Source organism: Oceanicella sp. (assembly GCF_056449545.1).
Map to the genome: position 1 here is coordinate 42,427 of NZ_JBWOMN010000012.1, position 26,460 is coordinate 68,886.

26 protein-coding genes and 1 pseudogene are annotated in these 26,460 nt (G+C 68.7%); 24 read left to right on the plus strand and 3 right to left on the minus strand.

The window, feature by feature from the left end; genetic code table 11:
* The first annotated feature begins 61 nt into the window (after nt 1–61).
* Complete coding sequence (locus AC1HC7_RS01350; RefSeq protein WP_479495049.1) at nt 62–964, plus strand: HpcH/HpaI aldolase/citrate lyase family protein; 903 nt, start codon at nt 62–64, stop codon at nt 962–964.
* Between the two features lie 12 nt (nt 965–976).
* Here the strand turns inward: AC1HC7_RS01350 and AC1HC7_RS01355 are convergent, their stop codons facing one another.
* A complete protein-coding gene (locus AC1HC7_RS01355; protein ID WP_479495048.1) occupies nt 977–1,990 on the minus strand; it encodes a GlxA family transcriptional regulator in 1,014 nt (337 codons plus the stop codon).
* Nucleotides 1,991–2,099: 109 nt separating this feature from the next.
* Here AC1HC7_RS01355 and AC1HC7_RS01360 point away from each other — a divergent pair, with 109 nt between their 5' ends.
* From AC1HC7_RS01360 to AC1HC7_RS01450, 19 genes are all read left to right on the plus strand, one after another.
* Entirely contained in the window at nt 2,100–2,654 is a 555-nt protein-coding gene (locus AC1HC7_RS01360; RefSeq protein ID WP_479495047.1) for a cysteine hydrolase family protein, read from the plus strand.
* A 127-nt stretch (nt 2,655–2,781) separates the two neighbouring features.
* Nucleotides 2,782–5,061 (plus strand): bifunctional salicylyl-CoA 5-hydroxylase/oxidoreductase, encoded by a 2,280-nt coding sequence (locus AC1HC7_RS01365; RefSeq protein ID WP_479498578.1) that lies wholly within the window; start codon nt 2,782–2,784, stop codon nt 5,059–5,061.
* Nucleotides 5,058–5,540: a MarR family winged helix-turn-helix transcriptional regulator gene (locus AC1HC7_RS01370; RefSeq protein ID WP_479495629.1), complete on the plus strand. Its 483-nt coding sequence runs from the start codon at nt 5,058–5,060 to the stop codon at nt 5,538–5,540. Before AC1HC7_RS01365 ends, AC1HC7_RS01370 begins: the two co-directional genes overlap by 4 nt.
* A gap of 1 nt (nt 5,541) precedes the next feature.
* A complete protein-coding gene (locus AC1HC7_RS01375; protein ID WP_479495630.1) occupies nt 5,542–7,161 on the plus strand; it encodes an AMP-binding protein in 1,620 nt (539 codons plus the stop codon).
* Between the two features lie 44 nt (nt 7,162–7,205).
* The gene (locus tag AC1HC7_RS01380) at nt 7,206–8,333 is read left to right on the plus strand and encodes an ABC transporter substrate-binding protein (protein WP_479495631.1); all 1,128 of its coding nucleotides are present in this window, start codon (nt 7,206–7,208) and stop codon (nt 8,331–8,333) included.
* A 129-nt stretch (nt 8,334–8,462) separates the two neighbouring features.
* Entirely contained in the window at nt 8,463–9,383 is a 921-nt protein-coding gene (locus AC1HC7_RS01385) for a branched-chain amino acid ABC transporter permease (RefSeq protein ID WP_479495632.1), read from the plus strand.
* 34 nt (nt 9,384–9,417) lie between these two features.
* Nucleotides 9,418–10,398, plus strand: a complete 981-nt coding sequence (locus AC1HC7_RS01390; protein WP_479498583.1) for a branched-chain amino acid ABC transporter permease — start codon at nt 9,418–9,420, stop codon at nt 10,396–10,398.
* Complete coding sequence (locus AC1HC7_RS01395; RefSeq protein WP_479495633.1) at nt 10,391–11,140, plus strand: ABC transporter ATP-binding protein; 750 nt, start codon at nt 10,391–10,393, stop codon at nt 11,138–11,140. Before AC1HC7_RS01390 ends, AC1HC7_RS01395 begins: the two co-directional genes overlap by 8 nt.
* Nucleotides 11,140–11,820 carry an ABC transporter ATP-binding protein gene (locus AC1HC7_RS01400; protein WP_479498579.1) on the plus strand — a complete coding sequence of 227 codons (681 nt, stop codon included), beginning with the start codon at nt 11,140–11,142 and terminating at the stop codon, nt 11,818–11,820. The genes AC1HC7_RS01395 and AC1HC7_RS01400 overlap by 1 nt, the downstream gene beginning before the upstream one ends.
* Before the next feature lie 3 nt (nt 11,821–11,823).
* On the plus strand, nt 11,824–12,237 hold the full coding sequence (locus AC1HC7_RS01405) for an acyl-CoA thioesterase (protein ID WP_479495635.1): 414 nt from the start codon (nt 11,824–11,826) through the stop codon (nt 12,235–12,237).
* Nucleotides 12,238–12,326: 89 nt separating this feature from the next.
* Nucleotides 12,327–12,890: an NnrU family protein gene (locus tag AC1HC7_RS01410; protein WP_479495636.1), complete on the plus strand. Its 564-nt coding sequence runs from the start codon at nt 12,327–12,329 to the stop codon at nt 12,888–12,890.
* Nucleotides 12,887–13,090: a DUF1737 domain-containing protein gene (locus tag AC1HC7_RS01415; RefSeq protein WP_479495637.1), complete on the plus strand. Its 204-nt coding sequence runs from the start codon at nt 12,887–12,889 to the stop codon at nt 13,088–13,090. The genes AC1HC7_RS01410 and AC1HC7_RS01415 overlap by 4 nt, the downstream gene beginning before the upstream one ends.
* A 77-nt stretch (nt 13,091–13,167) precedes the next feature.
* Nucleotides 13,168–14,220, plus strand: a complete 1,053-nt coding sequence (locus tag AC1HC7_RS01420; RefSeq protein WP_479495638.1) for a MaoC family dehydratase — start codon at nt 13,168–13,170, stop codon at nt 14,218–14,220.
* 298 nt (nt 14,221–14,518) lie between these two features.
* Nucleotides 14,519–14,905, plus strand: a complete 387-nt coding sequence (gene sdhC, locus AC1HC7_RS01425) for a succinate dehydrogenase, cytochrome b556 subunit (RefSeq protein WP_479495639.1) — start codon at nt 14,519–14,521, stop codon at nt 14,903–14,905.
* A 14-nt stretch (nt 14,906–14,919) separates the two neighbouring features.
* Nucleotides 14,920–15,300 carry a succinate dehydrogenase, hydrophobic membrane anchor protein gene (gene sdhD / locus AC1HC7_RS01430; protein ID WP_479495640.1) on the plus strand — a complete coding sequence of 127 codons (381 nt, stop codon included), beginning with the start codon at nt 14,920–14,922 and terminating at the stop codon, nt 15,298–15,300.
* 85 nt (nt 15,301–15,385) lie between these two features.
* The gene (gene sdhA / locus AC1HC7_RS01435; protein ID WP_479495641.1) at nt 15,386–17,194 is read left to right on the plus strand and encodes a succinate dehydrogenase flavoprotein subunit; all 1,809 of its coding nucleotides are present in this window, start codon (nt 15,386–15,388) and stop codon (nt 17,192–17,194) included.
* Between the two features lie 182 nt (nt 17,195–17,376).
* Nucleotides 17,377–18,123, plus strand: a complete 747-nt coding sequence (locus tag AC1HC7_RS01440) for a methyltransferase domain-containing protein (protein ID WP_479495642.1) — start codon at nt 17,377–17,379, stop codon at nt 18,121–18,123.
* A 26-nt stretch (nt 18,124–18,149) separates the two neighbouring features.
* Nucleotides 18,150–18,929 carry a succinate dehydrogenase iron-sulfur subunit gene (locus AC1HC7_RS01445; protein ID WP_479495643.1) on the plus strand — a complete coding sequence of 260 codons (780 nt, stop codon included), beginning with the start codon at nt 18,150–18,152 and terminating at the stop codon, nt 18,927–18,929.
* A gap of 150 nt (nt 18,930–19,079) precedes the next feature.
* The gene (locus AC1HC7_RS01450; RefSeq protein WP_479495644.1) at nt 19,080–20,255 is read left to right on the plus strand and encodes a dipeptidase; all 1,176 of its coding nucleotides are present in this window, start codon (nt 19,080–19,082) and stop codon (nt 20,253–20,255) included.
* Nucleotides 20,256–20,376: 121 nt separating this feature from the next.
* On the opposite strand, the gene AC1HC7_RS01455 is transcribed toward AC1HC7_RS01450, so the two are convergent.
* Both AC1HC7_RS01455 and zapE read right to left on the minus strand, forming a co-directional pair.
* Nucleotides 20,377–21,153 carry a DsbA family protein gene (locus AC1HC7_RS01455; protein WP_479495645.1) on the minus strand — a complete coding sequence of 259 codons (777 nt, stop codon included), beginning with the start codon at nt 21,151–21,153 and terminating at the stop codon, nt 20,377–20,379.
* 71 nt (nt 21,154–21,224) lie between these two features.
* Entirely contained in the window at nt 21,225–22,370 is a 1,146-nt protein-coding gene (gene zapE / locus AC1HC7_RS01460; RefSeq protein WP_479498580.1) for a cell division protein ZapE, read from the minus strand.
* 461 nt (nt 22,371–22,831) lie between these two features.
* Between zapE and rimP the strand changes: the two are divergent.
* The 4 genes and pseudogenes from rimP to AC1HC7_RS01480 all read left to right on the plus strand — a co-directional run.
* Nucleotides 22,832–23,401: pseudogene (gene rimP, locus AC1HC7_RS01465) on the plus strand (ribosome maturation factor RimP); the annotation flags it as partial.
* 115 nt (nt 23,402–23,516) lie between these two features.
* A complete protein-coding gene (gene nusA, locus AC1HC7_RS01470) occupies nt 23,517–25,154 on the plus strand; it encodes a transcription termination factor NusA (RefSeq protein WP_479498581.1) in 1,638 nt (545 codons plus the stop codon).
* A gap of 24 nt (nt 25,155–25,178) precedes the next feature.
* Complete coding sequence (locus AC1HC7_RS01475; RefSeq protein WP_479495648.1) at nt 25,179–25,823, plus strand: RNA-binding protein; 645 nt, start codon at nt 25,179–25,181, stop codon at nt 25,821–25,823.
* Between the two features lie 68 nt (nt 25,824–25,891).
* Nucleotides 25,892–26,460, plus strand: a 569-nt coding sequence (locus AC1HC7_RS01480) for a translation initiation factor IF-2 associated domain-containing protein (RefSeq protein ID WP_479498582.1), incomplete at its 3' end; no start/stop codon positions are given.

Sequence of the window (26,460 nt, forward strand, 5' to 3'; positions counted from 1 at the left end):
ATCCGCGCTAGGTCGGCCGCGTTCCAAGCCGGAACCCTGCCAGATTCAAGCGGAATTCGCCATGACCTACGCCTCCCCCGCCCGAACGGCCCGCCAGGATCGCCCGCGCCGCTCGGTGCTCTACATGCCGGGGTCCAGGGCGCGGGCGCTGGAAAAGGCCCGCAGCCTGCCCGCGGATGCGTTGATCCTCGACCTTGAGGATGCGGTCGGCCCGGCGGAAAAGGCCGTGGCGCGCGCCATGGTGGTCGAAGCGGTGCGCGAGCGCGGCTTCGGCGGGCGCGAGATCATCATTCGCATCAACGGGCTGGACACGGAATGGGGGGCGGACGACCTCGCCGCCGCCGCCGCCGCCGGTCCTGACGCGATCCTCGCGCCCAAGGTCGGCGCCCCGGATGATCTGCAGGCGATTGCGCAGGCCATGCAGGCCGCCGGCGCGCCGGAAACAACCGCGATCTGGGCGATGATGGAGACCCCGCGCGGCATCCTCAACGCCGCCGCCATCGCCGGCGCGAGCCCCAGGCTGGCGGCTTTCGTCATGGGGACCAACGATCTGGTCAAGGATCTGGGGGCCGAGCACACCCCGGATCGCCTGCCGCTGGTCGCCGCGCTGGGGCTGTGCGTGCTGGCGGCGCGGGCCCATGACCTCGCCTGCATCGACGGGGTCTACAACGCCTTCAGGGATGATGAGGGCCTGCGCGCCGCCTGCGCGCAGGGCCGCGAATTCGGCTTTGACGGCAAGACCCTGATCCACCCGACGCAGCTTGCGGCGGCCAACGAGGTTTTCGCGCCCTCGCCGGATGACCTGGCGCTTGCGGCGCGCCATGTCGCCGCATATGAGCAGGCGCTGGCCGAGGGCAAGGGGGTCGCGGTGGTCGACGGGCGCATCGTCGAGAACCTGCATGTGGAGACCGCCCGCCGCCTGCTGGCGCGGGCCGAGGCGATCAAGGCGCTGCATGGCGGCTGACATCGCCCCGGATCAGGTCGGGCGCGCCGGGCCGAAGCGACGGCGATATTCGCCGGGGTTGAGGCCGGTCTCGCGCCGGAACAGCTTGCGGAACGCCGCGGGATCGGCGTAGCCCAGTTCCCAGGCGATGCGCTCGAAGGGCAGCGGCGCGCTTTCCAGCATTTCGCGCGCCCGCGCGACGCGCAGCAACTGCGCGTAGGCGGTGGGGTTGCGCCCGGTGGCCTTCTGGAACCGGCGCAGGAAGGTGCGCCCGCTCAGGCCCGCGATCCCGGCCATCGCCGCCAGCGTCATGCGCCGTCGCCCCGCCGCCTGCAGCCGCCGCTGCACCTTCAGGATCGCCGCGTCGCCGTGATCGAAGCGCGGGACGAAGACGCTGTAGAAACGTTGTTCGCGGCCTCTGGGGTCTATCAGGAAGGTCCGCGCCACATCCAGCGTCACGGCGGGGCTCAGGAACCGTTCGATCAGCCGCAGGCCAAGGTCGAGCCACGCGGTCAGCCCGCCCGCCGTCACCACGTCGCCGTCATCGACGATCATGCGCGCGGTCTGCACGCGCACCAGCGGGTATGCGGCGCGAAACCCGTCCTCCAGCGCCCAGTGGGTGGTGGCCGGGCGCCCGTCCAGCAGCCCGGCGCCGGCCAGCAGGAACGCTCCGGCGCAGATCGAGCAGGCGATCGCGCCCTCGCCGTGGCGGCGCGCGATCCAGTCGCGTTCCGCGTCCAGATCCAACCCGGGGTCCATGCCGCCGATGCGGGGCGGCGCGATCAGCGCGTCGAGGCGCGGATCGCCGCCCGGCGCGATCGCGCCGCCGGGGCCGGCGCATCGCGCGATGGTCCCGCCGGCCTTGCGCCAATGGGACACGCGCAGGCGCGGCAGGCGGGCCAGGCGCGCCAGGCGGGCGTTGCGCCGCGCGGCGACGCCGTTGGCGGCTTCGAACATCTCGCCCAGCCCGTGCAGCGCCGATGCCTGCGCTCCGGGATAGTCGAGGATGCCGATCCGCATTTCCGCCGCGCCGTCGGATATTGTCACTTTCGCCCCGTGAAAAGTCAGTTTCGCCAATCCCGACCATGGCGCGCCGCCGTTAGCCTGTCCAGCGTCAACCCCGGCGAAGCTTCGCCGCATCAACAAGGACAGTCCCATGACCCGACGCGCATTGATGCTCATCGACCTGCAGAACGACTACTATCCCGGCGGAAAATGGCCGTTGGACGGCATCGCCGAGGCCTCGGCCAACGCCGCGCGGCTGTTGGCGGCGTTCCGCGCGACGGGCGAGACCGTGATCCATGTTCGCCACGAAAACCCGGCGCCTGACGCCCGGTTCTTCGCCGTCGGGACCGAGGGCGCGCGGATCCGCGCCGACCTCGCGCCCGCGCCCGGCGAGGCGGTTGTGATCAAGAATTTCGCCAACGCTTTCAGGGACACCAACCTGAAAACCACGCTTGACGCGGCGGCGGTCGAGACGCTGACGATCTGCGGCGCCATGAGCCACATGTGCGTCGACGCGACCGTGCGGGCGGCGGCGGATCAGGGGTTCGCGGTGACGGTGATCCACGACGCCTGCGCCACCCGCGCGCTGGCTTTCGGGGGCGTGAACGTGCCGGCGCCCCAGGTCCACGCCGCCTTCATGGCCGCGCTGTCCATGGGATATGCGCAGATGACCGCGACTGGCGACTGGCTGGCCGAACCGTATTGAAACCCCGCGCGGGCCGGTCGACGGCCCGCGCGTCCGCGGATTTGCTTTAGATATAAAATTTCATGCTTGAATTTTCTCCCGGCCTGCGGCAGGATTTCGGCAATGCCAGCATCAGGGAGGTCCGCGCATGAGGATCGCATGTCTAGGAGGCGGCCCTGCCGGGCTCTATTTCGCCATCTCGATGAAACTGCGCGATCCGGCGCATGAGATCACGGTGATCGAGCGCAACCGCCCCGACGACACCTTCGGCTGGGGCGTCGTGCTGTCGGACGAGACGCTCGACAATCTGCAGGTCAACGATCCGGTCAGCGCCGAATCGATCCGCGCGCATTTCGCCTATTGGGACGATATCGCGGTGGTGCATGACGGCGCCCGCACGCTCAGCACCGGGCACGGGTTTTGCGGCATCGGGCGCATGCGGCTGCTGCTGATCCTGCAGGCCCGCGCCCGCGAACTGGGCATCGGGCTGCGGTTCGAGACCGAGGCCGCCGACCCGCGAACCTACGCCGCCGACTACGATCTGGTGGTGGCCAGCGACGGGCTGAATTCAAGGACCCGCGAGACCTACGCCGAATATTTCCGCCCCGACATCGATACGCGAAAAAACCAGTTCGTCTGGCTCGGCACGCATCAGAAATTCGACGACGCCTTCACCTTCATATTCGAAAAGACCGAACACGGCTGGATCTGGGCCCACGCCTACCAGTTCGACGACGACACCGCGACGTTCATCGTCGAATGCGCGCAATCCACCTTCGACGGCTTCGGCTTTGGCGAGATGAGCCAGCAGGACAGCGTTGCGACCTGCGAACGCATCTTCGCCGCGCATCTCGGCGGTCACGGCCTGATGAGCAACGCCAACCACATCCGCGGCTCCGCCTGGCTGCGCTTTCCCCGCGTGCTGTGCGCGCGTTGGAGCCATGACAACGTGGTGCTGCTCGGCGATGCGGCGGCGACGGCGCATTACTCCATCGGCTCGGGGTCGAAGCTGGCGATGGAAAGCGCCATCGCGCTCGCCGACGCCATCCAGCAGGAACCGGACCTCGCGACCGCCTTCGAACGCTACGAGGACGCGCGCCGGCTCGAAGTGCTGCGCCTGCAATCGGCGGCGCGCAATTCCACCGAATGGTTCGAACAGGTGGAGCGGTATCTCGACCTCGACCCGGTGCAGTTCAACTACGCGCTGCTGACCCGATCCCAGCGCATCAGCCACGAAAACCTGCGCCTGCGCGACCCCGACTGGCTGGCGGGCGCGGAAGGCTGGTTTCAGGCGCAGGCCGGCGCGCCCCCGACCCAACCGCCCCGGGCGCCGATGTTCGCGCCCTACCGGCTGCGCGACATGGCGCTGGTCAACCGCGTCGCGGTGTCGCCCATGGCGCAGTACAAGGCCGTCGACGGCCGTCCGACCGACTGGCATTTCGCCCATTACGCCGAGCGCGCCAAGGGCGGCGCCGGGCTGGTCGCCACCGAAATGACCTGCGTCAGCCCGGAGGGGCGCATCACCCCCGGCTGCACCGGCTTCTACGCCCCCGAACACGAGGCCGCGTGGCGGCGCATCACCGATTTCATCCATGCCGAGACCGAGGCGAAGATCTGCGCCCAGATCGGCCATTCCGGGCCGAAGGGGTCGACCCAGCTGGGCTGGGAGGACATGGACGCGCCGCTGAAAACCGGCAACTGGCCGCTGCTGGCGGCGTCCCCCGTCCCCTGGTCCGACGCCAACGCCACGCCCGCCGCCATGACCCGCGCCGACATGGACCGGGTGCGCGACCAGTTCGCCGACGCCGCGCGCATGGCCGATCGCGCCGGGTTCGACATGATCGAACTGCACATGGCGCATGGCTATCTGCTGTCGTCCTTCATCACCCCGCTCACCAACCGGCGCAGGGATGAATACGGCGGCGATCTCGGCAACCGCATGCGCTTTCCGCTGGAGGTGTTCGCGGCGGTGCGCGCGGTCTGGCCCGACGCAAAACCCATATCGGCGCGGATTTCGGCCAATGACTGGGTCGGCGATGACGGGATCACCCCCGAGGCGGCGGTGCAGATCGCGCGCGCCCTGCAAGACGCCGGCGTCGATATCTGCGACGTGTCCGCCGGGCAGACCTCGATCCGCGCCGAACCGGTCTACGGGCGCATGTTCCAGACCCCGTTCTCGGACCGCATCCGCAATGAAACCGGCATGGCCACCATGGCCGTGGGCAACATCTACGACACCGACCACGCCAATTCGATCCTGATGGCCGGGCGCGCCGATCTGGTCTGCATCGGGCGCCCGCATCTGGCCAACCCCTACTGGACGCTGCATGCGGCGGCGAAGCTCGGCGACGCGCAAACCCGCTGGCCGGCGCCCTATCTTGCCGGGCGCGACCAGTTGATGCGGCTGGCGGAAAGAGGCGAGGCGTGAGCGCGCCCGCCGGTTCAAAGCTGCGCCTGCGGCTGTGGCTGCGGCTGCTGCGCGCCACGCGGCGCATGGAAGGCGAACTGCGCGACCGGCTGCGGCGCGACTTCAACACCACGCTGCCGCGCTTTGACGTGCTCGCGGCGCTGCATCGCTGCGAATCCGGACTGCGCATGAGCGAACTCAGCCGCATGCTCATGGTCTCCAACGGCAATGTCACCGGCATCGTCGAACGGCTGGTGGAGGACGGGCTGGTGGCGCGCGCCGCGATCCCCGGCGACCGGCGCGCCACGCGGGTGAGTCTGACCGCGCGCGGGCGCGCCGATTTCGAAACCATGGCGACGGCCCATGAGGGCTGGGTGAACGCCCTGCTGGGCGATCTCGACGACGCGGAGGCGACGGCGCTGCTGGCCCCGCTGGACCGCGCAGGCGGCGGCGCGACGCCGGCGCGACCATCAGACGAAACCGCAGGGCAGGGAGGCTGACATGCTGGGACCGAGCGCGCACGAGGACAGTTTCACGCGGGACAACCTGCCGCCCGAGGATCAGTGGCCGGATTTCCTGCTGGAGCGGTTCCAGTATCCGGAGCGGCTCAACGCCGCGGTGGAACTGACCGACCGCATGGTGGATCGGGGGTTCGGCGATCGCACGGCGCTGATCGGCAACGGGCGCCGGCGCACCTACAAGGAACTGTCGGACTGGACCAACCGACTGGCCCATGCGCTGGTCGAGGATTACGGGGTTCGCCCCGGCAACCGGGTGCTGATCCGCTCCGCCAACAACCCGGCGATGGTGGCCTGCTGGCTGGCGGCGACCAAGGCCGGGGCGGTGGTGGTCAACACCATGCCCATGCTGCGGGCCAGCGAACTGACCGCCATCATCGACAAGGCCGAGATCGGGCTGGCGCTGTGCGACACCCGGATGATGGATGAACTCGCCGCCTGCGCCAAGACCAGCAAGCATCTGAAAGCGGTGATCGGCTTTGACGGCACCGCCAATCACGACGCGGAACTCGATCGCGCGGCGCTGTCGAAATCGGTGCGGTTTGCGGCCGTGGACACCGGGCGCGACGACGTGGCGCTGCTGGGCTTCACCTCCGGCACCACCGGCGAGCCCAAGGCGACCATGCATTTCCATCGCGATCTGCTGATCGTCGCCGACGCCTACGCGCGCGAGGTGCTGGCGGTCACGCCCGACGACGTGTTCGTGGGCTCGCCGCCCCTGGCCTTCACCTTCGGGCTCGGCGGGCTGGCGATCTTTCCGCTGCGATTCGGGGCCACCGCGACGCTGTTGGAAAACGCCTCGCCGCCGAACATGATCGAGATCATCGAGACCTACCGCGCCACCATCTGCTTCACCGCCCCGACCGCCTATCGGATGATGCTGAAGGCCATGGACGAGGGCGCCGACCTGTCGTCATTGCGCTGCGCGGTGTCGGCGGGCGAGACCCTGCCCGCGCCGGTGTTCGAGGACTGGCGCGCCAAGACCGGCAAGCCCATGCTCGACGGCATCGGGGCCACGGAACTGCTGCATATCTTCATCTCCAACCGCTTTGACGACGCGACGCCCGCCTGCACCGGGCGCCCGGTCACCGGCTACGAGGCGAAGGTGGTGGACAAGGACATGAACGAGGCGCCCCGCGGCACGCCCGGCTGGCTGGCGGTGCGCGGCCCCACCGGCTGCCGCTACCTCGCCGACGAGCGCCAGAAAACCTATGTGCGCGACGGCTGGAACCTCACCGGCGACGTGTTCGCGCAGGGCGAGGACGGGCGGTTCCGCTTCGCCGCCCGCGCCGACGGCATGATCGTGTCCTCGGGCTACAACATCGCAGGGCCCGAGGTCGAATCCGCGCTGCTGTCCCATGCGGACGTGCTGGAATGCGCGGTGATCGGCGCGCCGGACCCGGATCGCGGCGAGATCGTCGAGGCGCATGTGGTGCTGTGCGAGGGCGTCGCCCCGGACGCGGCGACCGTCAAGCGGCTTCAGGACCATGTGAAAGCGTCGATCGCGCCCTATAAATATCCGCGCGCGGTGCGCTTCATCGCCGAGCTGCCCAAGACCCAGACCGGCAAGGTTCAGCGTTTTAGATTGCGTCCGAGCGAATAATAATCTGGTGTGAGCGGTGCGAAATCAATCAGGGAGACCGAGACATGAAAAGACTGTTGGGCGCGGGCCTCGCGGCGCTGATGGCCACCTCCGCCATGGCCGAAGTGAAAATCGGCATGATCACCACCCTGTCGGGCGGCGGCTCGCATCTGGGCATCGACGTGCGCGACGGCTTCGAGCTGGCGCTTGAACTGGCCGGGCGCGACGACGTTGACCTGATCGTCAAGGACGACGCGCGCAAGCCCGACGTGGCCAAGGCGCTGGCCGACGAATTCATCCAGAAGGACAAGGTGGACATCCTCACCGGCATCATCTGGTCCAACCTGGCCATGGCGGTGGTGCCCGGAACCGTGCGTCAGGGGGTGTTCTACCTGTCGCCCAACGCCGGGCCGAGCGCGCTTGCCGGCAAGGGCTGCAACAAGAACTACTTCAACGTCGCCTGGCAGAACAACAACCTGCACGAGGCCATGGGCGGCTACATGAAATCCGCCGGGCTGAAGAAACCCTTCATCCTCGCCCCCAACTATCCGGCGGGCAAGGACGCGCTGACCGGCTTCAAGTCGCAGTTCGGCGACGATCTGGCGGGCGAGCTGTTCACCAAGCTCGGCCAGAAGGACTACGCGGCGGAGATCGCGCAGATCCGCGCCTCGGGCGCCGATTCGGTGTTCTTCTTCCTGCCCGGCGGCATGGGCATCGCCTTCATGAAGCAATACGCCGGGTCCGGCGTCGACCTGCCGGTCTACGGCCCGGCGTTTTCGTTTGACGAGATCATCCTCGGCGCCGTGGGCGACGCGGCGATCGGGGTGAAGAACACCTCGCAATGGGCCTATGACCTCGACAACCCCGCCAACGCCCGCTTCGTCGCGGCGTTCCGCGAGGCCTATGGGCGCACGCCCACGCTCTACGCCTCGCAGGGCTATGACACCGCCAACCTGATCCTGTCGGCGCTGGACAAGGCCCAGCCCTCGGATGCCGACGCTTTCCGCGCGGCGCTGGAGGCGGCGGATTTCGATTCGGTGCGCGGGGCGTTCCGCTTCAACGTCAACCACCATCCGATCCAGGACATCTATGTGCGCGAAGTGGTGGCCGGCGACGGCAAGCCCACCAACAAGCTGGTGGGCGTGGCGCTGAAGGATCACGGCGACGCCTACGCCGCGCAATGCAAGATGTAGCCTGAAGGCAATCGCCGGGGGGCGGCGCGCCGCCCCCCGCACGCCGACGCCGCACGCCCGGCCTGACGGTTCGCAAGGCCCCGCGCGCCATGTTCATGACCGCCCCCGCGCGGCTGACGACAGGATCCCATGACCTTTCCGCTGCTTCTTGAACAAATCCTGAACGGCGTGCAGTTCGGCGTGATGCTGTTTCTGATGGCCGCCGGGCTGACGCTGGTCTTCGGGGTCATGGGGCTGATCAACCTCGCCCATGGCTCGCTTTACATGACCGGGGCCTTCGTCTGCGCCTGGGTGACGGGCGAGACCGGATCCTTCTGGGTCGGGCTGGCCGCCGGGACGCTGGCGGCGGGCGCCGTGGGCGCGCTGGTCGAGGCGCTGGTGATGCGGCGGCTATACGATCGCGACCATCTGGATCAGGTGCTGGCCACCTTCGCGCTGATCCTGATCTTTTCCGAAGGCGCGCGCTGGATCTTCGGCGCGCAGCCGCTTTGGCTCGACGTGCCCGAATCGCTGTCAGGCGCCGTGCCGCTGCCCGGCGGCGCGGTCTACCCGGTGTATCGGCTGGCGATCATCGCGGCCGGGCTGGCGGTGGCCACGGGGCTGTATCTGCTGATTTCGCGCACCCGCCTCGGCATGCGCATCCGCGCCGGCGAATCCGATCGCGAGATGGTGGGCGCGCTCGGCGTGGACATCGCCACGCTCTATACGCTGGTCTTCGCGCTGGGGGCGGGGCTGGCCGGGCTGGCCGGGGCCATGGTCGGGGCGCTGCAATCGGTGCAGGTGGGCATGGGCGAACCGGTGCTGATCCTCGCCTTCGTGGTCATCGTCATCGGCGGCATCGGGTCGGTGAAAGGCGCGCTGGTCGGGGCCGTGCTGGTGGGGCTCACCGACACGCTGGGCCGGGTGTTCCTGCCCATGCTGTTTCGCATGTTCATGGAAAACTCCGAGGCCGCCGGGGTCGGCGCCGCGATTTCGTCGATGCTGATCTATCTGCTCATGGCCGCGATCCTCGTCGTGCGACCGCAAGGGCTTTTCCCCGCCAATGCCTGATCCGCGCCCCTCGAAATCCGCCGATTCCGCCGGGATCCGGCGCGAATTCCTCGTCAACATGGCGCTGCTGGCGCTGCTGCTGGCGGCGCCGCTGATCGCCAACGCCATGGGCGAACCCTATTACGTCAACCTCGCGTCGCGCGTGGCGATCCTGGCGCTGGCGGGGGTGGGGCTCAATCTGGCGCTGGGCTTCGGCGGCATGATCAGCTTCGGCCATGCGGCGTTTTTCGGGCTCGGCGGCTACGCGGCCGGGGTGGCGGCGTGGCACGCCGCCAATTTCGAACCGCTGACGACCTGGCCGCTGACCATCGAGGGCACGGATCAGATGATCCCGATCTGGATCGCCGCCGTCGCCCTGTCGGGGCTGGCGGCGCTGGCCATCGGGGCCCTGTCGCTGCGCACCTCGGGGGTCTATTTCATCATGATCACCCTGGCCTTCGCGCAGATGATCTACTATTTCGCCATCTCCTGGCCCAGTTACGGCGGCGAGGACGGGCTGCCGATCTATGTGCGCAACGCCTTCCCCGGCCTCGACACCTACGACCCGCTGAGCTTTTTCGCGCTGTGTTTCGGGGCGCTGCTGGCGGCGTTGCTGCTGACCGCGCGGATCATGGGGGCGCGTTTCGGCGCGGCGCTGGGCATGGCGCGGCTGAACGAGACCCGGCTCGCCACCGCCGGGGTGGCGCCGTTTCCGATCAAGCTCACCGCCTTCGTGCTGTCGGCGATGCTCACCGGTTGGGCCGGGGCGCTCTACGCCGATCTCAACGGGTTCGTCGGCCCCTCGATGCTGAGCTGGCAGCGCTCGGGCGAAATCATGGTTTTCGTCATTCTCGGCGGGGTCGGGCGGCTGTTCGGGCCGCTGGCGGGGGCCGCGGCCTTCGTGCTGCTGGAAACCTTTCTGGGCGGCGTCACCGACCGCTGGCAACTGGTCCTCGGGCTGATCCTGCTCGGCGTGGTGCTGTTTGCGCGCGGCGGCATCGTCGGGCTGCTGGCCGGGAGGGCGCGCCATGACTGAATCTCCGGTGCTGAGCGTCGACTCCCTGAAAAAATCCTTCGGCGGGCTGAAGGCCACGGACGGCGTGTCGCTGGATTTGCGCCCGGGCGAGATCCACGCCCTGATCGGCCCCAACGGGGCCGGGAAATCCACCCTGATCGGCCAGATCGCCGGCTGGATCGCCCCGGATTCCGGGCGCATCGCGCTGGGCGGGACCGACATCACCCGCCATTCGGTCGCGGCGCGCGCGCGCATGGGGCTGGGGCGCAGTTTTCAGGTGTCGTCCTTCGCGCTGCCGCTGTCGGGGCTGCGCAACGTGATGCTGGCCAGCCAGGCGCGCCAGGGCTCGTCGTTTCGCTTCTGGCGGCAGGTGCGCTCGGACCGCCGGCTGATCGAGGCCGCGACCGAGGCGCTGGACCGCGTCGGCCTGAGCGCCAGCGCGCATCTGCCGGTCGCCGAACTGTCCCATGGTCAGCGCCGCCAGCTCGAGGTCGCCTGCGCGCTGGCGCTCGGCCCCCGGGCGCTGCTGCTCGACGAACCCATGGCCGGGCTCGGTCCCGATGGCTCGCGCCGGCTCACCGGGTTTCTCGCCGAACTGAAGCGCGAGACGCCGATCCTGCTGGTCGAACACGACATGGACGCGGTGTTCGCGCTCGCCGACCGGGTGTCGGTGCTGGTCTACGGGCAGGTGGTGTCCCATGGCAGCGTCGAACACATCCGCGCCGACCCGGCGGTGCGCAAAGCCTATCTGGGGGATGCCTGATGCTGGAAATGCGCGGCGTCACCGCCTTTTACGGCCCCTCGCAGGCGCTTTTCGGCGTTGACCTGGAAATCGGCGCCGGCGAGGTCGCGGCGCTGATGGGGCGCAACGGCATGGGCAAGACCACGACCATCCGCGCGCTCTGCCGCCTGACCCCGCAGCGGGACGGCCAAATCTGGTTCGACGGACACGATCTGACCCGCATGCCGGCGCATCGCGCCGCGCGGCTGGGGCTGGGTCTGGCCCCCGAGGGGCGGCGCTGCTTCGCCAATCTCACCGTCGAGGAAAACCTGCTGGTCACCGCGCGCCCCGGCGAATGGGATTCAGGCCGGGTGCACCGGCTGTTCCCGCGACTTGACGAACGCCGCCGCCAGTCCGCGCGCACTCTGTCGGGGGGCGAACAGCAGATGCTGGCCATCGGCCGCGCGCTGATGACCAACCCGAAACTGCTGATACTGGACGAGGCGACCGAGGGGCTCGCCCCCGTGGTGCGTCATGAGATCTGGGACGCCATCCGGGCGCTGAAATCCGCGGGGCAGGCGATCCTGATCGTCGACAAGACGCTGAAGGAACTGCTGCCGATCGCCGACCGCTGCACGATCCTCGAAAAGGGCCGCAACGTGTGGGACGGCGCGCCCGCGGATCTGGGCGCCGATATCCGCGACCGGTTTCTGGGCGTCTGAGCCATGTTCGAAACCGCGCGCGTCGTCGAATTTCACCATTGCGACCCGGCGGGGATCGTCTTCTATCCCCGCTACTTCGAATGGACCAATTCGGTGGTCGAGGCCTGGTTCGCCGGGCCGCTGGGCCTGCCTTTCGCCGAGCTGATCCTGACCCGGCGCAAGGGCGTGCCCACCGCGCGGCTGGAGGCGCGGTTCCGCGCCCCGAGCCGCCTGGGCGAGCGGCTGGATTTCAGCCTGTCGCTGCGCAAGCTGGGGCGCAGCTCGGCCGACCTCGCCATCGCCGCGCGCTGCGGGGGCGAACCGCGCATGGATTTCGAATCGACGCTGGTGTTCATCGACATCTCCAGCGGCAGGCCCGAACCCTGGCCCGACGACCTGCGCCCGCGCCTGGCGGCGTTTCTCGACGCGGCGGATTGACCGCAGGCGGCGGGGCGATCGGCGCTGGCGTCGCGCGGCGCGACGGCTATGATGCGGCGCGCCCCAATTTTTCGTTTCAGGAGCCAACCATGTCCCTGCTGATCGCCGGCCTCGCACTCTGGTGGGCAAGCCACATGTTTCCGCTGCTGGCAAGGCCCCGGCGCGACGCCCTGGTCGCGGCCATGGGCGAGACGCCCTACAAGATCGTCTATTCGCTGGTCGCGCTCGGCGCCGTCGTGATGATGGTCAAGGGGTTTCAGCGCGCCGAGATCGTCGATGTCTGGGCGCCGCCCGTCTGGGCCACGCATCTCAACAACCTGCTGATGCTGATCGCCGTGGGGTTGTTCGCGGCAAGCCATTCCAAAGGCAATGTCAAGCGTTACGTCCGGCATCCCATGAACGCCGCCGTGCTGGTCTGGGCCGTGGCGCATCTGCTGGTCAACGGCGACCTGGCCTCGATCGTGCTGTTCGGCGGCATGGGGCTGTGGGCGATTGCGGCGATCGTCGCCGCCAATGCGCGCGACGGCGAATGGGTGAAGCCTGACCCGGCGCCGCGCCGCAAGGACATCATTCTGGTTGTGATCACGGTCGTGGCCTTCGCGGCGATCGCCGGAATTCATTTCTGGCTCGGCTATCCGACTTTCCCGCAATGATCGCCTATCGGCTGCTCACCGACGATGACAGCGCGGATTTCTGCCGCAAGGTCAGCGCCGCGCTGGCCGCGGGCTGGGCGCTGTACGGCGATCCGGTCTACGCCTTCGACGCCCGACGCGGGGTGATGCGCTGCGGGCAGGCGGTGACCATGGAGGTCGCGGGCGACCACGATCCCGATATCCGGCCGGGCGACCCCTGAGCGGACTTGCGCCGCGACGCAACATCGCTATGGTGCAGCGCAATCACACGTAACGATCTTGCGCGGAGCCGCAGGCGATGGCCATTCCCACCACGACCACCAAGACCGATCCGGGCAATTTCTTCGAGGATTTCAGCGTCGGGCAGGTCCTGCGCCACGCCGCCCCGCGCACCCTGACCGACGGGGATCGCGCGCTTTACACGGCGCTCTACCCGACGCGCTTCGCGCTGTATTCGTCGGATGAATTCGCCCGGGCCTGCGGCCTGACGCGCAGCCCGCTCGAAGACCTCGCCGGGTTTCACGTCGCCTTCGGCAAGACCGTGCCCGACGTGTCGCTGAATGCGGTGGCCAATCTGGGCTATGCGGAATGCCGGTTCCTGGCGCCGGTTTTTCCGGGCGACACGCTCGCGACCGTCTCCGAGGTGATCGGCGTCAAGCAGAATTCCAGCGGCAAGACAGGGGTCGTCTGGGTGCGCTCCACCGCGCGCAACCAGCGCGGCGCGGCGGTGCTGAACTGGGCGCGCTGGGTGATGGTGCGAAAGCGCGACCTTGACGCGCCCGCCCCCGAGACCGTGATCCCGACTCTGGCGAAAACCGTCGCCGCCGGGGATCTCGTCATGCCCGAGGGGCTGGATTTCTCCGCCTATGATTTCGCGCTGGCGGGGGAACGCCATCGTTGGGGCGACTACGCGGTGGGCGAGCGCATCGACCATGTGGACGGCGTCACCATCGAAGAATCCGAGCACATGCTCGCCACCCGGCTCTGGCAGAACACGGCGAAGGTGCATTTCAACGCCCAATCGCGCGAGGACGGGCGGCGACTGATCTATGGCGGGCATGTGATCAGCATCGCCCGGGCGCTCAGCTTCAACGGGCTGGCCAACGCGCAGATGATCGCGGCGATCAATGCCGGGGCGCATGTGGCGCCCTGCTTTGCGGGCGACACCATCTATGCATGGTCCGAGGTGCTCGACAAGGCCGAGACCACGGCGCCGGGCGTCGGCGCGCTGCGCCTGCGGCTGGTGGCGGCGAAGGACGATCCGGCCCCCGGGGCGCTGCGCGGCGCGGATGGAAAATACGCGCCTTGCGTGCTGCTGGATCTTGACCTTTGGGCGCTGATCCCGATCTGAACGCGCCGACCTGGTGATTCGCGGCGCCGCGATGATTTGATCCTGCAAGGAAAAATTGTGATCACATGAAAATTTCTTGTGATCACAAATTGGCGCGAATGCTCGGCAATCCCCAAAAACATCTCTTCAAATCGACGCAATCGGCCTGTGCGCGCTTTTGGTTGCCGCGCTTTGCCTGCTATACGGGGCGAACGACATGAAGCGACGCGCGCCGTTCGGCACTCCAAACCGTTAACCAAAGCGCGCTAAAGCCATCCCGGGCGCATGTCGCCCGCACCGAGTCCGTCAGGGGGAGAGCATGGCCGAAGTCAACCAGGGGAAGAGACCGCTGTCTCCTCATCTGCAGATCTATCGCCCGCAAATCACATCCGTCATATCCATCCTGCACCGCGCCACCGGCGTCGGCATGACGCTTGGCGCCGCGCTGATCGTCTGGTGGCTGCTGGCGGCGGCGACCGGGCCTGAATATTTCTCGGTGGTCGACGGGCTGCTGACCAGCTGGCTGGGGTTGCTGATCCTGTTCGGATCCACCTGGGCGCTGGCGTTTCATTTCTGCAACGGCATACGGCACCTGATCTGGGACATGGGCTACGGGTTCGACCTCGATCAGGTGACGCTGGGCGGACAGATCGTGGCCGTCGCCTCGCTGGTGCTGACGCTGTTCGTCTGGACCGCGGCGATCTGAAGGGAGCCTCCGCCATGAGCTACAAAACCCCCATGAGCCGCGTGATCGGGCTCGGTTCGGCCAGGGACGGCGTGCGTCACTGGTGGGCCCAGCGCGTCACCTCGGTGGCGCTGATCCCGCTCAGCGTGTTTTTCGCGCTGCCGCTGGCGGGCGCGATCGGCGCCGATCTCGATACGGTGCGCGCGGTCTACGCCAACCCGTTCAACGCCATCATGGCGATCCTTTTCATCGCCGTCGCCTTCGCGCATATGCAGCAGGGGCTGCAGGTGGTGATCGAGGATTACGTGCATTCCAAGGGCCTGCGCACCGCGGCGCTGCTGGGCAACAGCCTGTTTTGCGGGCTGTTCGGGCTGACCGGCGTGTTCGCGGTGGCGAAAATGGCCTTCGCCGGCTGACCCCCCCAGCGGGGCGCGCGCGCCCCGGACCTGACGGCTTGAGCGCGCTTTTGCGCTCGCCACCCCCCAAAGACGGATCGAGATCATGGCGGCATATGAATTCATCGACCACAATTACGACGTCGTCGTCATCGGCGCCGGCGGCGCCGGGCTGCGCGCGACGCTGGGCATGGCCGAACAGGGGCTGAAGACCGCCTGCGTGACGAAAGTGTTTCCCACGCGGTCCCACACCGTGGCGGCGCAGGGCGGCATCGCCGCGTCGCTGAAGAACATGGGCCCGGACCACTGGCAGTGGCACATGTACGACACGGTGAAGGGCTCGGACTGGCTCGGCGACACCGACGCCATGGAATACCTGACCCGCGAGGCCCCCAAGGCGGTCTACGAACTTGAGCATTACGGGGTGCCGTTTTCGCGCACCGAGGACGGGCGCATCTACCAGCGCCCCTTCGGCGGCCACACCACGGAATTCGGCGAGGGCCCGCCGGTGCAGCGCACCTGCGCCGCCGCCGACCGCACCGGTCACGCGATGCTGCACACGCTTTACGGCCAGTCGCTGAAGAACAACGCCGAATTCTACATCGAGTATTTCGCCACCGACCTGATCATGTCCGAGGACGGCCAGTGCCAGGGCGTCATCGCCTGGAAGCTCGATGACGGCACGCTGCACCGCTTCAACGCCAAGATGACCGTGCTGGCCACGGGCGGCTACGGGCGGGCGTTCTTCTCGGCCACCTCGGCCCATACCTGCACCGGCGACGGCAACGGCATGGTGGCGCGTCAGGGGCTGCCGCTGCAGGACATGGAATTCGTGCAGTTCCACCCCACCGGCATCTACGGCGCCGGCTGCCTGATCACCGAGGGCGCGCGCGGCGAGGGCGGCTACCTGACCAATTCCGAGGGCGAGCGCTTCATGGAACGCTACGCCCCCACCTACAAGGACCTCGCCAGCCGCGACGTGGTCTCGCGCTGCATGACCATCGAGATCCGCGAGGGCCGCGGCGTCGGCCCGGACAAGGACCACATCCACCTGCACCTGAACCATCTGCCGCCGGAAACGCTGGCCCTGCGGCTGCCCGGCATTTCCGAATCCGCGCGCATCTTCGCCGGCGTCGATCTGACCCGCGAACCGATCCCGGTGCTGCCGACGGTGCATTACAACATGGGCGGGATTCCGACCAATCACTGGGGCGAGGCGCTGAACCCCACCGCCGAGGACCCCGACGCCACCGTGCCCGGCCTGATGGCGGTGGGCGAGGCGGCCTGCGCCTCGGTGCACGGCGCCAACCGGCTGGGGTCGAATTCGCTGATCGACCTGGTGGTGTTCGGGCGCGCCGCCGCGATCCGCGCCGGCAAGGTGGTGGATCCCGAGGCCCCGTGCCCGACGCCCAACGCCGCCTCGGTGCAAAAATCCATGGACCGCTTCGACCTTCTGCGCCAGGCCTCGGGCGAGATCCCCACCGCCGACCTGCGCCTGAAGATGCAGCGCGCCATGCAGGCCAACGCCGCGGTGTTCCGCACCGAAGAAACCCTGCAGCAGGGCTGTCGCGAGATGGCCGAGATCCGCGCCGAGTTTCCCGACGTCAAGGTCACCGATCGCTCGCTGATCTGGAATTCGGACCTGATGGAGACGCTGGAGCTCGACAACCTCATGCCCAACGCGCTGGCCACGGTGAACGGCGCCGAGGCGCGCCACGAAAGCCGCGGCGCCCATGCGCGCGAGGACTACCCCGATCGCGACGACGTCAACTGGCGCAAGCATTCGCTCGCCACCATCGCCTATGACGGCGCGGTGTCGCTCGACTACCGTCCGGTGCATCTGGAGCCCCTGACCCCGCAATCCGAAGGCGGCATCGACCTTGCCAAGATTGCGCCCAAGGCCCGGGTCTACTGATGAGCGCCGCGCCGAATCGCGCCGCGGCGCAGCAAGGCGCCGGCGATGCCTGAGGGGCGGCGCTGTCCGGCGCCGCGCGGGCCGGCTTCGTCCGCCGGGCGCCCGAATCCGCGCGCGCGCATGGGCGGAGGCCGCGTTCGCGCGCGATGCCTCCGTTGCGCGCGTTGCGCGGAGGCCGCGCGATGACCCCGCGCGACCCGGCCGAAATCGAGACGCTGCTCGACCAGCGCGCCGCCCGCGCCATCGCCCATTTCACCGCCCGGGCGCGCAATGGGCTGGCGCGCCGCTGCCCGGTCTGCGGCTATGAAGGCCGGTTCTCGCCGGTGCGCTGCAAGCCCGAGATCTGGTGCCCCGCCTGCGACAGCCGCCCGCGCCACCGGCTGATGAAGCTCTGGCTCGACCGCACGCCCATGCGCCCCGAGACCCGGGTGCTGCATTTCGCCGCCGAACCGTGGCTCGCCGATCACATCCGGCCCCGCGCGCAGGAATACGTCACCGCCGACATCAACGATCTCTACGATCTGCGCATCGACATCGAATCCATGGATCTGCCCGACGCCGGCTTCGATCTGATCATCTGCAACCACGTGCTCGAACATGTGGACGACCGCAAGGCGCTGGCCGAGATGTTCCGGGTGCTGGCGCCCGGCGGGCTCGCCGCGCTCACCGTGCCGCTGGTCGAGGGCTGGGAGCATACGCTGGAGCTGCCCGACGATTCCGACGCCGACGACCGCGCCCTGCGCCTCACCGACCCCGCCCATCTGCGCTTTTACGGCCGCGATTTCCGCGACCGGCTGGCGCAGGCGGGGTTCGTGGTCACCGAATTCACCGCGATCGAGCCGGATGTGGGCGATCACGCCCTGCATCGCGGCGAGAAGATCTTTCTCGCCCACCGCCCGACGCTGCAAAAATCCGCGACCGCCGGCTGACGCCGACGCCTAATCAGGAGCGAGACATGGCCGAATTCGCATTGCCGAAGAATTCCCGCATCACCGTGGGCAAGACCTGGCCCAAGCCGGCGGGCGCCGCCAATCTGCGGGCTTTTCGCATCTATCGCTACGACCCGGATTCGGGGGCCAACCCGCGGCTCGACACCTATTTCGTGGATCTCGACAGTTGCGGGCCGATGATTCTCGATGCGTTGATCAAGATCAAGAACGAGATCGACCCGACCCTGACCTTCCGCCGGTCCTGTCGCGAGGGCATCTGCGGGTCCTGCGCCATGAATATCGACGGCATCAACACGCTGGCCTGCATCTACGGGCTCGACGAGGTGAAGGGCGACGTGAAAATCTATCCGCTGCCGCATATGGAGGTGGTCAAGGATCTGGTCCCGGATCTGACGCATTTCTACGCCCAGCATGCGGCGATCATGCCGTGGCTGGAAACCACGACCTCGCGCCCCGAAAAGGAATGGCGCCAGTCGATCGAGGACCGCAAGAAGCTCGACGGGCTCTATGAATGCGTGATGTGCGCGTGCTGTTCGACCTCCTGCCCGAGCTATTGGTGGAATTCCGACCGCTATCTCGGCCCGGCGGCGCTGTTGCACGCCTATCGCTGGCTGATCGACAGCCGCGACGAGGCCAAGCAGGAGCGGCTCGATTTCCTCGAGGACCCGTTCCGGCTCTACCGCTGCCACACCATCATGAATTGCGCCAAGACCTGCCCCAAGGGGCTGAACCCGGCGAAATCCATCGCCGAGATCAAGAAGATGATGGTCGAGCGCCGGGTCTGACGCCCCGGGGCCGATCTGGCGGTCCGGACCCTGCGGCGCGCTCGCCCCGACCCGGGTTGACGCGAGGTCGCGCCGCGGCCCGGGTTGAAAAGTCCGGGCGGGTGGCTCAGTTTGGCGCGCAACCGGCGGGCGGCGGACGGGAATGCGACCATGAGATCCATCAAGAGACTGTTTCAGGCGATCGCGGTGCTGACGGTGGCGGGGCTGGCGGCGTTTCTCGTCTATGGCCCGGCCTATGTCGAAAAAACCCGCAACGTCGTGATCGCGCACCAGCCCTATCCGGTCTCCGACGCCGCCCGCGCGCTGCACGCGACGCTGGTGATCGGCGACATGCACGCCGACCCGCTGCTCTGGGATCGCGACCTGTTGAGCCGCGCCGATTACGGGCAGGTGGATTTTCCCCGCATGGCCGCGGGCAACATGGCGGTGCAGGTGTTCACCGCCGTCACCAAATCGCCCGCGGGGCTGAACTACGAGCGGAATTCGGCCGATGCGCGCGACAACGTCACCCTGCTTGCGCTGGGGCAGCTCTGGCCCATGCGCACCTGGACCAGCCTCGCGGAGCGCGCGCTGTATCAGGCCGGGCGCATGACCGGCTACGAGGCGGCGGCGCCGGATCGCGTGAAGGTGATCCGCACGAAAGCCGATCTGGCCGAGGTGCTGGCGCGGCGCGGCGCGGGCGAACCGGTCATCGGCGCCATTCTGGGGATCGAGGGCGCACATGCGCTGGATCGGGATCTCGCCAACATCGCCCGGCTTTACGACGCGGGCTACCGGCTGTTCGGGCTGACGCATTTCTTCGACAACGCGGTGGGCGGCTCGCTGCACGGTGAATCCAACGCCGGGCTCACCGATTTCGGGCGCCAGGTGGTGGCCGAGGCGATTCGACGCGACATCGTCATCGACCTCGCCCATGCCAGCCCGGCGGTGGCGCGCGAGGTGCTGACGCTGGATTCGCGCCCGCTGGTGGTCAGCCACACCGGCATCTATTCCCATTGCCAGACAAGGCGCAACTACCCCGACGAACTGATGCAGGCGATCGCCGCGCGGGGCGGGGTGATCGGCATCGGCTACTGGAAGGAAGTGATCTGCGACACTTCGCCAAGGGGCGTGGTCGCGGCGATCAGCGCCGCGATCGACCTGCTGGGCGAGGACAGCGTGGCGCTGGGCTCGGATTTCGACGGCAGCGTCGAAACCGCCTTCGATGTCTCCGAACTCGCCGCCCTGACCCACGAGATGCTGGCGGCGGGCTATTCCGAGGCCCGCATCCGCAAGGTCATGGGCGGCAACATGATGCGGGTCATGGCGCAGCTGCTGCCGGAATAGGCGCGCCGCCGGGCCGGGCGCCGGCGTTCGCCCCGACCGCTCAGGTTCGCCCAGACCGCACGCCCGCTCGGCCGGGCGGCCCGGCATCGGCCGCGCGGCGGTTTCGGATCCGGCCTCCGCGTCAGGCGGTCCCGCAGGGCGCCGGCCCGGCGGCGCGCTCGGCCTCGATCAGCGCCAGCAGTTCGGCCCGCCGTATCGCCCCCACCGCCACCGTGCGCCCGACGATCAGCGACGGCGTGCCCACCAGCCCGAAAGCCCGCGCCGCCTCGCTGGTGAGCGTCAGCGACCGATCGATCGCCGCCCCCGCCTGCGGATCCTGCATGTCCCGCGCCAGCCGGTCAGGGTCGATGCCGAGCCCCGGCGCCGCGCTTTTCAGATAGGCCGGATTGGGCACGAAGGCGCTGCCCATCAGCTTGCGGTGCATTTCCATGTAGCGCCCCTGCATGTCCGCCGCCAGCGCCGCGCGCGCGCCCAGTTCCGAGGCCGGCCCCAGCAGCGGCCAGTCCTTGAACACGACCTGCGCCTCGCCCTCCTCGATCAGATCGTCGAGGATTCCGGACAGCACGCGGCAATAGGGGCAGCGGTAGTCCGAGAAGGAATAGATCCGCACCGCGCCAGCGGCCAGCGGCCCGGGCGGCAGGCGCGGCCCGTCATTGAGCGCGGCGCAGAGCGCCTCGCCCTCGGGCGGCGGCGCCCGGTCGGATTCGCCGATCCCGGTCAGCGCCCGCCCGGCGCCGGCGCCCGAGATCAACCCGGCGACGGCCAGCGCGCGGAATCCCTCGGGGCGGGACAGGGCGCGGAACTCGATCTCCGCCGGGGTGGTGAAGAACTGCATCCAGACGGCGATCGCCGTGGGAATCAGCAGGATCGGCAGAAACAGCCAGCCCAGATTGCGCATTGTCGCCGCTCCTTCATGACGGGTCGCGCCCGCCGGGTGGTCCCGCGCGTGCCGGGACGGGAATCGCGCGCTCAGCCGCCGGGCCAGTCGCGCCCGCGCATCTCCTCGAGGCGCGAGGCGGTGCGCTGGAATTCGAACGCCCCCGCGCCTTCGCGATACAGCTTGTCGGGCGGCGCGGCGGCGGAACAGACCAGCCGGATCCTGGCTTCGTAAAGCGCGTCGACGAGGATGACGAAGCGCTTGGCCTCGTTGTTGCGCGCGCGGCTCAGAATCGGGATGCGGTCGAGAAACAGCGTGTCGAGCGCCGCCGCCGCCGCCAGGTAATCCGCCGGGCCCAGCGGGCGTTCGCACAGGTCGGCGAATCCGGCGCGCGCCGCGCGGTCCAGATGCCGGGGCAGGGTCACCTCGCGCCCGGAGACCGCAATGCGCAGCGCCGGCGTCGCGCGCCCGGCGGTCAGAGCGCGCCATTGCGCGTCCATGGCGGCGTCGGCCTCGGGGCCGAGCGGCGCGTGGTAGGTTTGCGCATCGCGCAGCCGGTCGAGCCGGTGATCGGCGCCGCCGTCCAGGTGATGCAGGTCGAGGCGGTCCTTGATGCGGGCGATGAAGGGCAGGAACAGCTGGCGGTTGAGCCCGTCCTTGTAAAGATCGTCAGGCGCCCGGTTCGAGGTGGTCACCATGACCACGCCGCGCGCGAACAGCGCGTCGAACAGCCGCCCGAGGATCATTGCGTCGGTGATGTCGGCGACCTGCATCTCGTCAAGGCAGAGCAGCGTCGCGGCATCGGCGATGGCCGCGGCGACCGGCGCGATCGGGTCTTCCTCGCCGCGGGCGCGGGCGGCGTTGATGCCGGCATGGACCTCCTGCATGAAGGCGTGGAAATGCACCCGGCGCTTCGGGGCCGCGGGCGCCGATTCGAAAAACAGGTCCATGAGCATGGATTTGCCCCGCCCCACGCCGCCATAAAGATACAGGCCGCCGAGATCGGCGCTGTCATGGCTGGGCTCGCGCCCCCAGCCGAACCAGCCGCGCGACACCCGTTTGGGGCGCGACGGATTGTAGTCCTTCAGCCGGTCGTGGAGCATCTGCAGTTTTTCCACCGCCAGGTTCTGCGCCTTGTCGGCGCGCAGCGCCCCGACGCGCACCAGCGCGCGATAGCGCGTCATCGGCGCGGCGTCGGCGGGCATGTCCGGGGGCGGCTGGTCAGAGGCTGGGCGCATGCGGTCTCCGGTGACGGGCAGCCGGAGGCCGGCTGGCGTATCCAACTCTACATGGGGCTTTATGCCAAAACTTTTAACACGCGCCATGGCGAAATCCGGCGCCGGCGGTTTCTCACCGCTTCTCGACTGCCGATGCGTCGACATTCGGGCCGAAACGGCGCAGTCGGCGAAGCCGTCCCGGCGTTGGCGCAGCCAACGCAGCGGGGCGTCGCCCCGCACAAATTCGCAAGGCGAATTTACGGGACGGCGGGCGACCTGCCGCGATGTTTGCGCATGGGGGCCGGCGTCGCGGGCGCGGCGTCGCCCGCTTATCCCCTTGCAGCGGCCGGGCGCTGGTTGTATATGGCAGGCCACATAGCGGCGACGTCGGGTTTCGATCCGGCGGCGACCGGACCGGGAGGGCGGGCCGCTACGGCTCGCCTTTCGCGTTTTCAGGACTTTCGCGCCATCAGGAGATCACCTTGACCGATCTGGTCGCCAAATCCGCCATCGACCGGCGCATCGCCGACATCATCCGCCCCACCGTCGAAGGCATGGCGCTGGAGCTGGTGCGCGTGCGCCTGATGACCGGGACCAGGAAGGCGACGCTGCAGATCATGGCCGAACGCGCCGACGGCGGCATGGAGGTCGCGGATTGCGCGCGGCTGTCGCGGGCGCTGTCGGCGGTGCTCGACGTCGAGGATCCGATCGACCGGCACTACGCGCTGGAGGTGTCCTCGCCCGGCATCGACCGGCCGCTGACCCGCCTGCGGGATTTCGAACGCTTCGCCGGCTGGGAGGCGAAGCTCGAGACCAGCGAGATGATCGACGGGCGCAAGCGGCTGAAGGGCGTGCTTCAGGGGGTCGAGGACGGCGAGGTTCTGATCGAGATCCCCGAGGGGATCATCGGCCTGCATTTCGACCTGCTGGCCGACGCCAAGCTGGTGCTCACCGACGAACTGATCGCCGAATCGCTGAAGGCCCGCAAGACAGCCGGGTTCGACGAGGCCGATTTCGACGACGTGGAGGCCGACGAGCCCGACGCCGACGAATCCGCGGATGAAACCGCAAAAGAAACCGCAGAAGAAACCGCAGAAGAAACCGCAGACGGCGCCGCAGACGCGCCCGACATCGACGCCGGATCCGGCGCCAAGACGGAGGCCTGACATGGTCAGCGCGAACAGACTCGAGCTCTTGCAGATCGCCGACGCGGTGGCGCGCGAAAAGCTCATCGAACCGGAATTGGTGATCGAGGCGATGGAAGACAGCCTCGCCAAGGCCGCGCGCTCGCGCTACGGCGCGGAATACGACATCCGCGCCGCGATCGACCGCAAGACCGGCGAGCTGACCATGTCGCGCGCCCGCGAGGTGGTCGAGGAGGTGGAGAACCACTTCACCGAGATCGCGTTCGAGGACGCCCGGGCCATGAACCCGGAGGCGGAGATCGGCGACTACATGTCCGAACCGCTGCCGAGCATGGAATTCGGGCGCATCGCCGCGCAGACCGCCAAGCAGGTGATCGTGCAGAAGGTCCGCGAGGCCGAGCGCGAGCGGCAATACGAGGAATACAAGGACCGCGTCGGCGAGATCATCAGCGGCATCGTCAAGCGGGTGGAATACGGCAACGTCATCGTCGACATCGGCCGGGGCGAGGGCGTGCTGCGCCGCGACCAGCTGATCCCGCGCGAGATGTTCCGCAACGGCGACCGCATCCGCTCCTACATCCGCGACGTGCGCTCCGAGGTCCGCGGCCCGCAGATCTTCCTCAGCCGCACGGCGCCGGAATTCATGGCCGAGCTGTTCAAGATGGAGGTGCCGGAGATCTATGACGGCGTCATCGAGATCAAGGCGGTGGCCCGGGATCCCGGATCGCGCGCCAAGATCGGCGTGATTTCCTATGACAGCTCCATCGACCCGGTGGGCGCCTGCGTGGGCATGCGCGGCAGCCGCGTGCAGGCGGTGGTGTCGGAACTGGGCGGCGAGAAGATCGACATCATCCCGTGGAACGAGGACGCGGCGACCTTCATCGTCAACGCGCTGCAGCCCGCCGAAGTCGCCAAGGTGGTGATGGACGAGGACGCCCAGCGCATCGAGGTGGTGGTGCCCGACGAACAGCTCAGCCTCGCCATCGGGCGGCGCGGGCAGAACGTGCGCCTCGCTTCCCAGCTCACCGGCTGGGACATCGACATCATGACCGAGGAAGAGGAAAGCGCCCGCCGTCAGGCGGAATTCGCCGAACGCACCAAGCTGTTCATGGAGACCATGAACGTGGACGAATTCGTGGCGCAGCTTCTGGTGTCGGAAGGGTTCACAAGCCTCGAGGAGGTCGCCTTCATCGAGTTCGACGAATTGCTGGGCATCGAGGGCGTCGACGAGGACACCGCCGAGGAGCTTCAGGCCCGCGCCCGCGAAAGCCTCGAGGAGATCAACGCCAAGGCGGTGGAGGAGGCTCGCGCGCTCGGCGTGCAGGACGATCTGCTTGCCTTCGAGGGGCTGACCGCGCAGATGGTGCTGGCGCTGGCCAGGGACGGGGTGAAGACCCTCGCCGATTTCGCCACCTGCGCCGACTGGGAGCTGGCCGGCGGCGTCACCATCACCGACGGCAAGCGCGAAAAGGACGAAGGGCTGCTCGAACCCTTCGACGTGACGCTGGAGGAGGCGCAGGAACTGGTGATGCGCGCCCGCATCCAGTGCGGTCTTGTCGATCCGGCCGATCTGGTCCCCGAGGCGGATCCCGAGGCGGATCCCGAGGCCGGGGGCGAGGCCGGCGCCGAAGCGACCGCGGAGGTTCCGGCCGAGGCGTAAGCCCCCGGCCGGGATTGGGCGCCCATGACCAGGGGCGGACGCGCAAAAGACAGGGACGGGCCCGAGCGCCGCTGCATCGTCAGCGGCGACAGCGGGCCGACCGAGGGGCTGATCCGTTTCGTGCTCGACCCCGAGGGTCGGGTGCTGCCGGATGTGGCGCAAAAGGCCCCGGGGCGCGGCATCTGGGTCACGGCGCGGCGCGATTCGCTGGAAACCGCGCGCAAGCGGCGTTTGTTCGCCCGCGCCGCGCGCCGAAATGTGATCGTGGACGACGATCTCGCGGCGCTTGTGGAGCGGCTTCTGGCGGCAAGACTGACCGACGCGATCGCGCTTGCGCGCAAAGCGGGGCTTGCAGTCACCGGCCATGAGAAGGTAAAGGCGCGACTGAAACAGGGTCCGGTGGGCGCGCTGATCGAGGCGCGGGACGGATCCGAACAGGGGCTGGCCAGGCTGCGCCCCCTTGCCGGAGGGGCGAAAATCGTCTCCTGCCTCGGCAGCGACGAATTGGGTTTGGCTTTCGGGCGAGATTTTGTGATACATGCCGCGCTTGACGAAGGCGGCGTGACGGAGCGCGTGTTGCGCGAGTCGAAGCGGCTTTCGGGCTTCAGATCTTGCGGCGATGCGCCGGACAGGACAGCGCCCGCATATGGCGGGACAGAGGACGTTTGATGAGCGATACTGACGGCGACAACAAGAGCGGCGGAACCCTTCGGATGCGAGGCGGGGGAACCGGACGCGTGCGCCAGAGTTTCAGCCACGGCCGCTCCAAGACCGTGGTGGTCGAAACCAAGCGCAAGCGCATCGTCAAACCGAAGATGAGCGCCGACGGCTCGATCTCGGCGGTCAAGCCCGCCGCCGCCAAGCCCGCCGCGCCCAAGACGGTGATGGCGGCCGCGCCCGCGGCCGACCCGGCGCCCAGGACCGGCGGCCGCGTGGTCAGGCCGAAAACCCCCGTGGAGCTGGCGGCCGAGAAAGCCGCGCTTGAACGCGCCGCCGTCGAAAAGGCCGCGCTCGTCAAGGCTGCGCAGGCAAAGGCCGCCGCCGACAAGGCCGCTGCGGCGGCTGCGGCGGCGAAATCCGCCGAGGCGCCTGCCGCCGAGGCGAAGACGCCCGAGGCGAAAGCCGAAGCGCCGGCGCCGGCTGCGAAAGCCCCGACGACCCCGACGCCCCCAGCGACCCCGACGCCCGCCGCCGAAAAACCCGCGGCGCCCGCGCCTGTCGCAAAACCGGCCCCCGTGGCCAAGGCCCCGGCGGCGCCGGCCAAGGCCCCGACGGCGCCGGCCAAGCCGGCGGCCCGTTCCGGCGC

Excerpts from the sequence above, each read along its gene's own strand:
- AC1HC7_RS01380 (WP_479495631.1), top strand. The coding sequence starts at position 7,206 with ATGAAAAGACTGTTGGGCGCGGGCCTCGCGGCGCTGATGGCCACCTCC.
- AC1HC7_RS01350 (WP_479495049.1), top strand. The coding sequence starts at position 62 with ATGACCTACGCCTCCCCCGCCCGAACGGCCCGCCAGGATCGCCCGCGC.
- AC1HC7_RS01405 (WP_479495635.1), top strand. The coding sequence starts at position 11,824 with ATGTTCGAAACCGCGCGCGTCGTCGAATTTCACCATTGCGACCCGGCG.
- AC1HC7_RS01385 (WP_479495632.1), top strand. The coding sequence starts at position 8,463 with ATGACCTTTCCGCTGCTTCTTGAACAAATCCTGAACGGCGTGCAGTTC.
- AC1HC7_RS01450 (WP_479495644.1), top strand. The coding sequence starts at position 19,080 with ATGAGATCCATCAAGAGACTGTTTCAGGCGATCGCGGTGCTGACGGTG.
- sdhC (WP_479495639.1), top strand. The coding sequence starts at position 14,519 with ATGGCCGAAGTCAACCAGGGGAAGAGACCGCTGTCTCCTCATCTGCAG.
- AC1HC7_RS01365 (WP_479498578.1), top strand. The coding sequence starts at position 2,782 with ATGAGGATCGCATGTCTAGGAGGCGGCCCTGCCGGGCTCTATTTCGCC.
- AC1HC7_RS01415 (WP_479495637.1), top strand. The coding sequence starts at position 12,887 with ATGATCGCCTATCGGCTGCTCACCGACGATGACAGCGCGGATTTCTGC.
- AC1HC7_RS01410 (WP_479495636.1), top strand. The coding sequence starts at position 12,327 with ATGTCCCTGCTGATCGCCGGCCTCGCACTCTGGTGGGCAAGCCACATG.
- zapE (WP_479498580.1), bottom strand. The coding sequence starts at position 22,370 with ATGCGCCCAGCCTCTGACCAGCCGCCCCCGGACATGCCCGCCGACGCC.
- AC1HC7_RS01440 (WP_479495642.1), top strand. The coding sequence starts at position 17,377 with ATGACCCCGCGCGACCCGGCCGAAATCGAGACGCTGCTCGACCAGCGC.
- AC1HC7_RS01420 (WP_479495638.1), top strand. The coding sequence starts at position 13,168 with ATGGCCATTCCCACCACGACCACCAAGACCGATCCGGGCAATTTCTTC.
- AC1HC7_RS01475 (WP_479495648.1), top strand. The coding sequence starts at position 25,179 with ATGACCAGGGGCGGACGCGCAAAAGACAGGGACGGGCCCGAGCGCCGC.
- AC1HC7_RS01400 (WP_479498579.1), top strand. The coding sequence starts at position 11,140 with ATGCTGGAAATGCGCGGCGTCACCGCCTTTTACGGCCCCTCGCAGGCG.
- AC1HC7_RS01445 (WP_479495643.1), top strand. The coding sequence starts at position 18,150 with ATGGCCGAATTCGCATTGCCGAAGAATTCCCGCATCACCGTGGGCAAG.
- sdhA (WP_479495641.1), top strand. The coding sequence starts at position 15,386 with ATGGCGGCATATGAATTCATCGACCACAATTACGACGTCGTCGTCATC.
- AC1HC7_RS01455 (WP_479495645.1), bottom strand. The coding sequence starts at position 21,153 with ATGCGCAATCTGGGCTGGCTGTTTCTGCCGATCCTGCTGATTCCCACG.
- nusA (WP_479498581.1), top strand. The coding sequence starts at position 23,517 with ATGGTCAGCGCGAACAGACTCGAGCTCTTGCAGATCGCCGACGCGGTG.
- AC1HC7_RS01375 (WP_479495630.1), top strand. The coding sequence starts at position 5,542 with ATGCTGGGACCGAGCGCGCACGAGGACAGTTTCACGCGGGACAACCTG.
- AC1HC7_RS01395 (WP_479495633.1), top strand. The coding sequence starts at position 10,391 with ATGACTGAATCTCCGGTGCTGAGCGTCGACTCCCTGAAAAAATCCTTC.
- AC1HC7_RS01360 (WP_479495047.1), top strand. The coding sequence starts at position 2,100 with ATGACCCGACGCGCATTGATGCTCATCGACCTGCAGAACGACTACTAT.
- sdhD (WP_479495640.1), top strand. The coding sequence starts at position 14,920 with ATGAGCTACAAAACCCCCATGAGCCGCGTGATCGGGCTCGGTTCGGCC.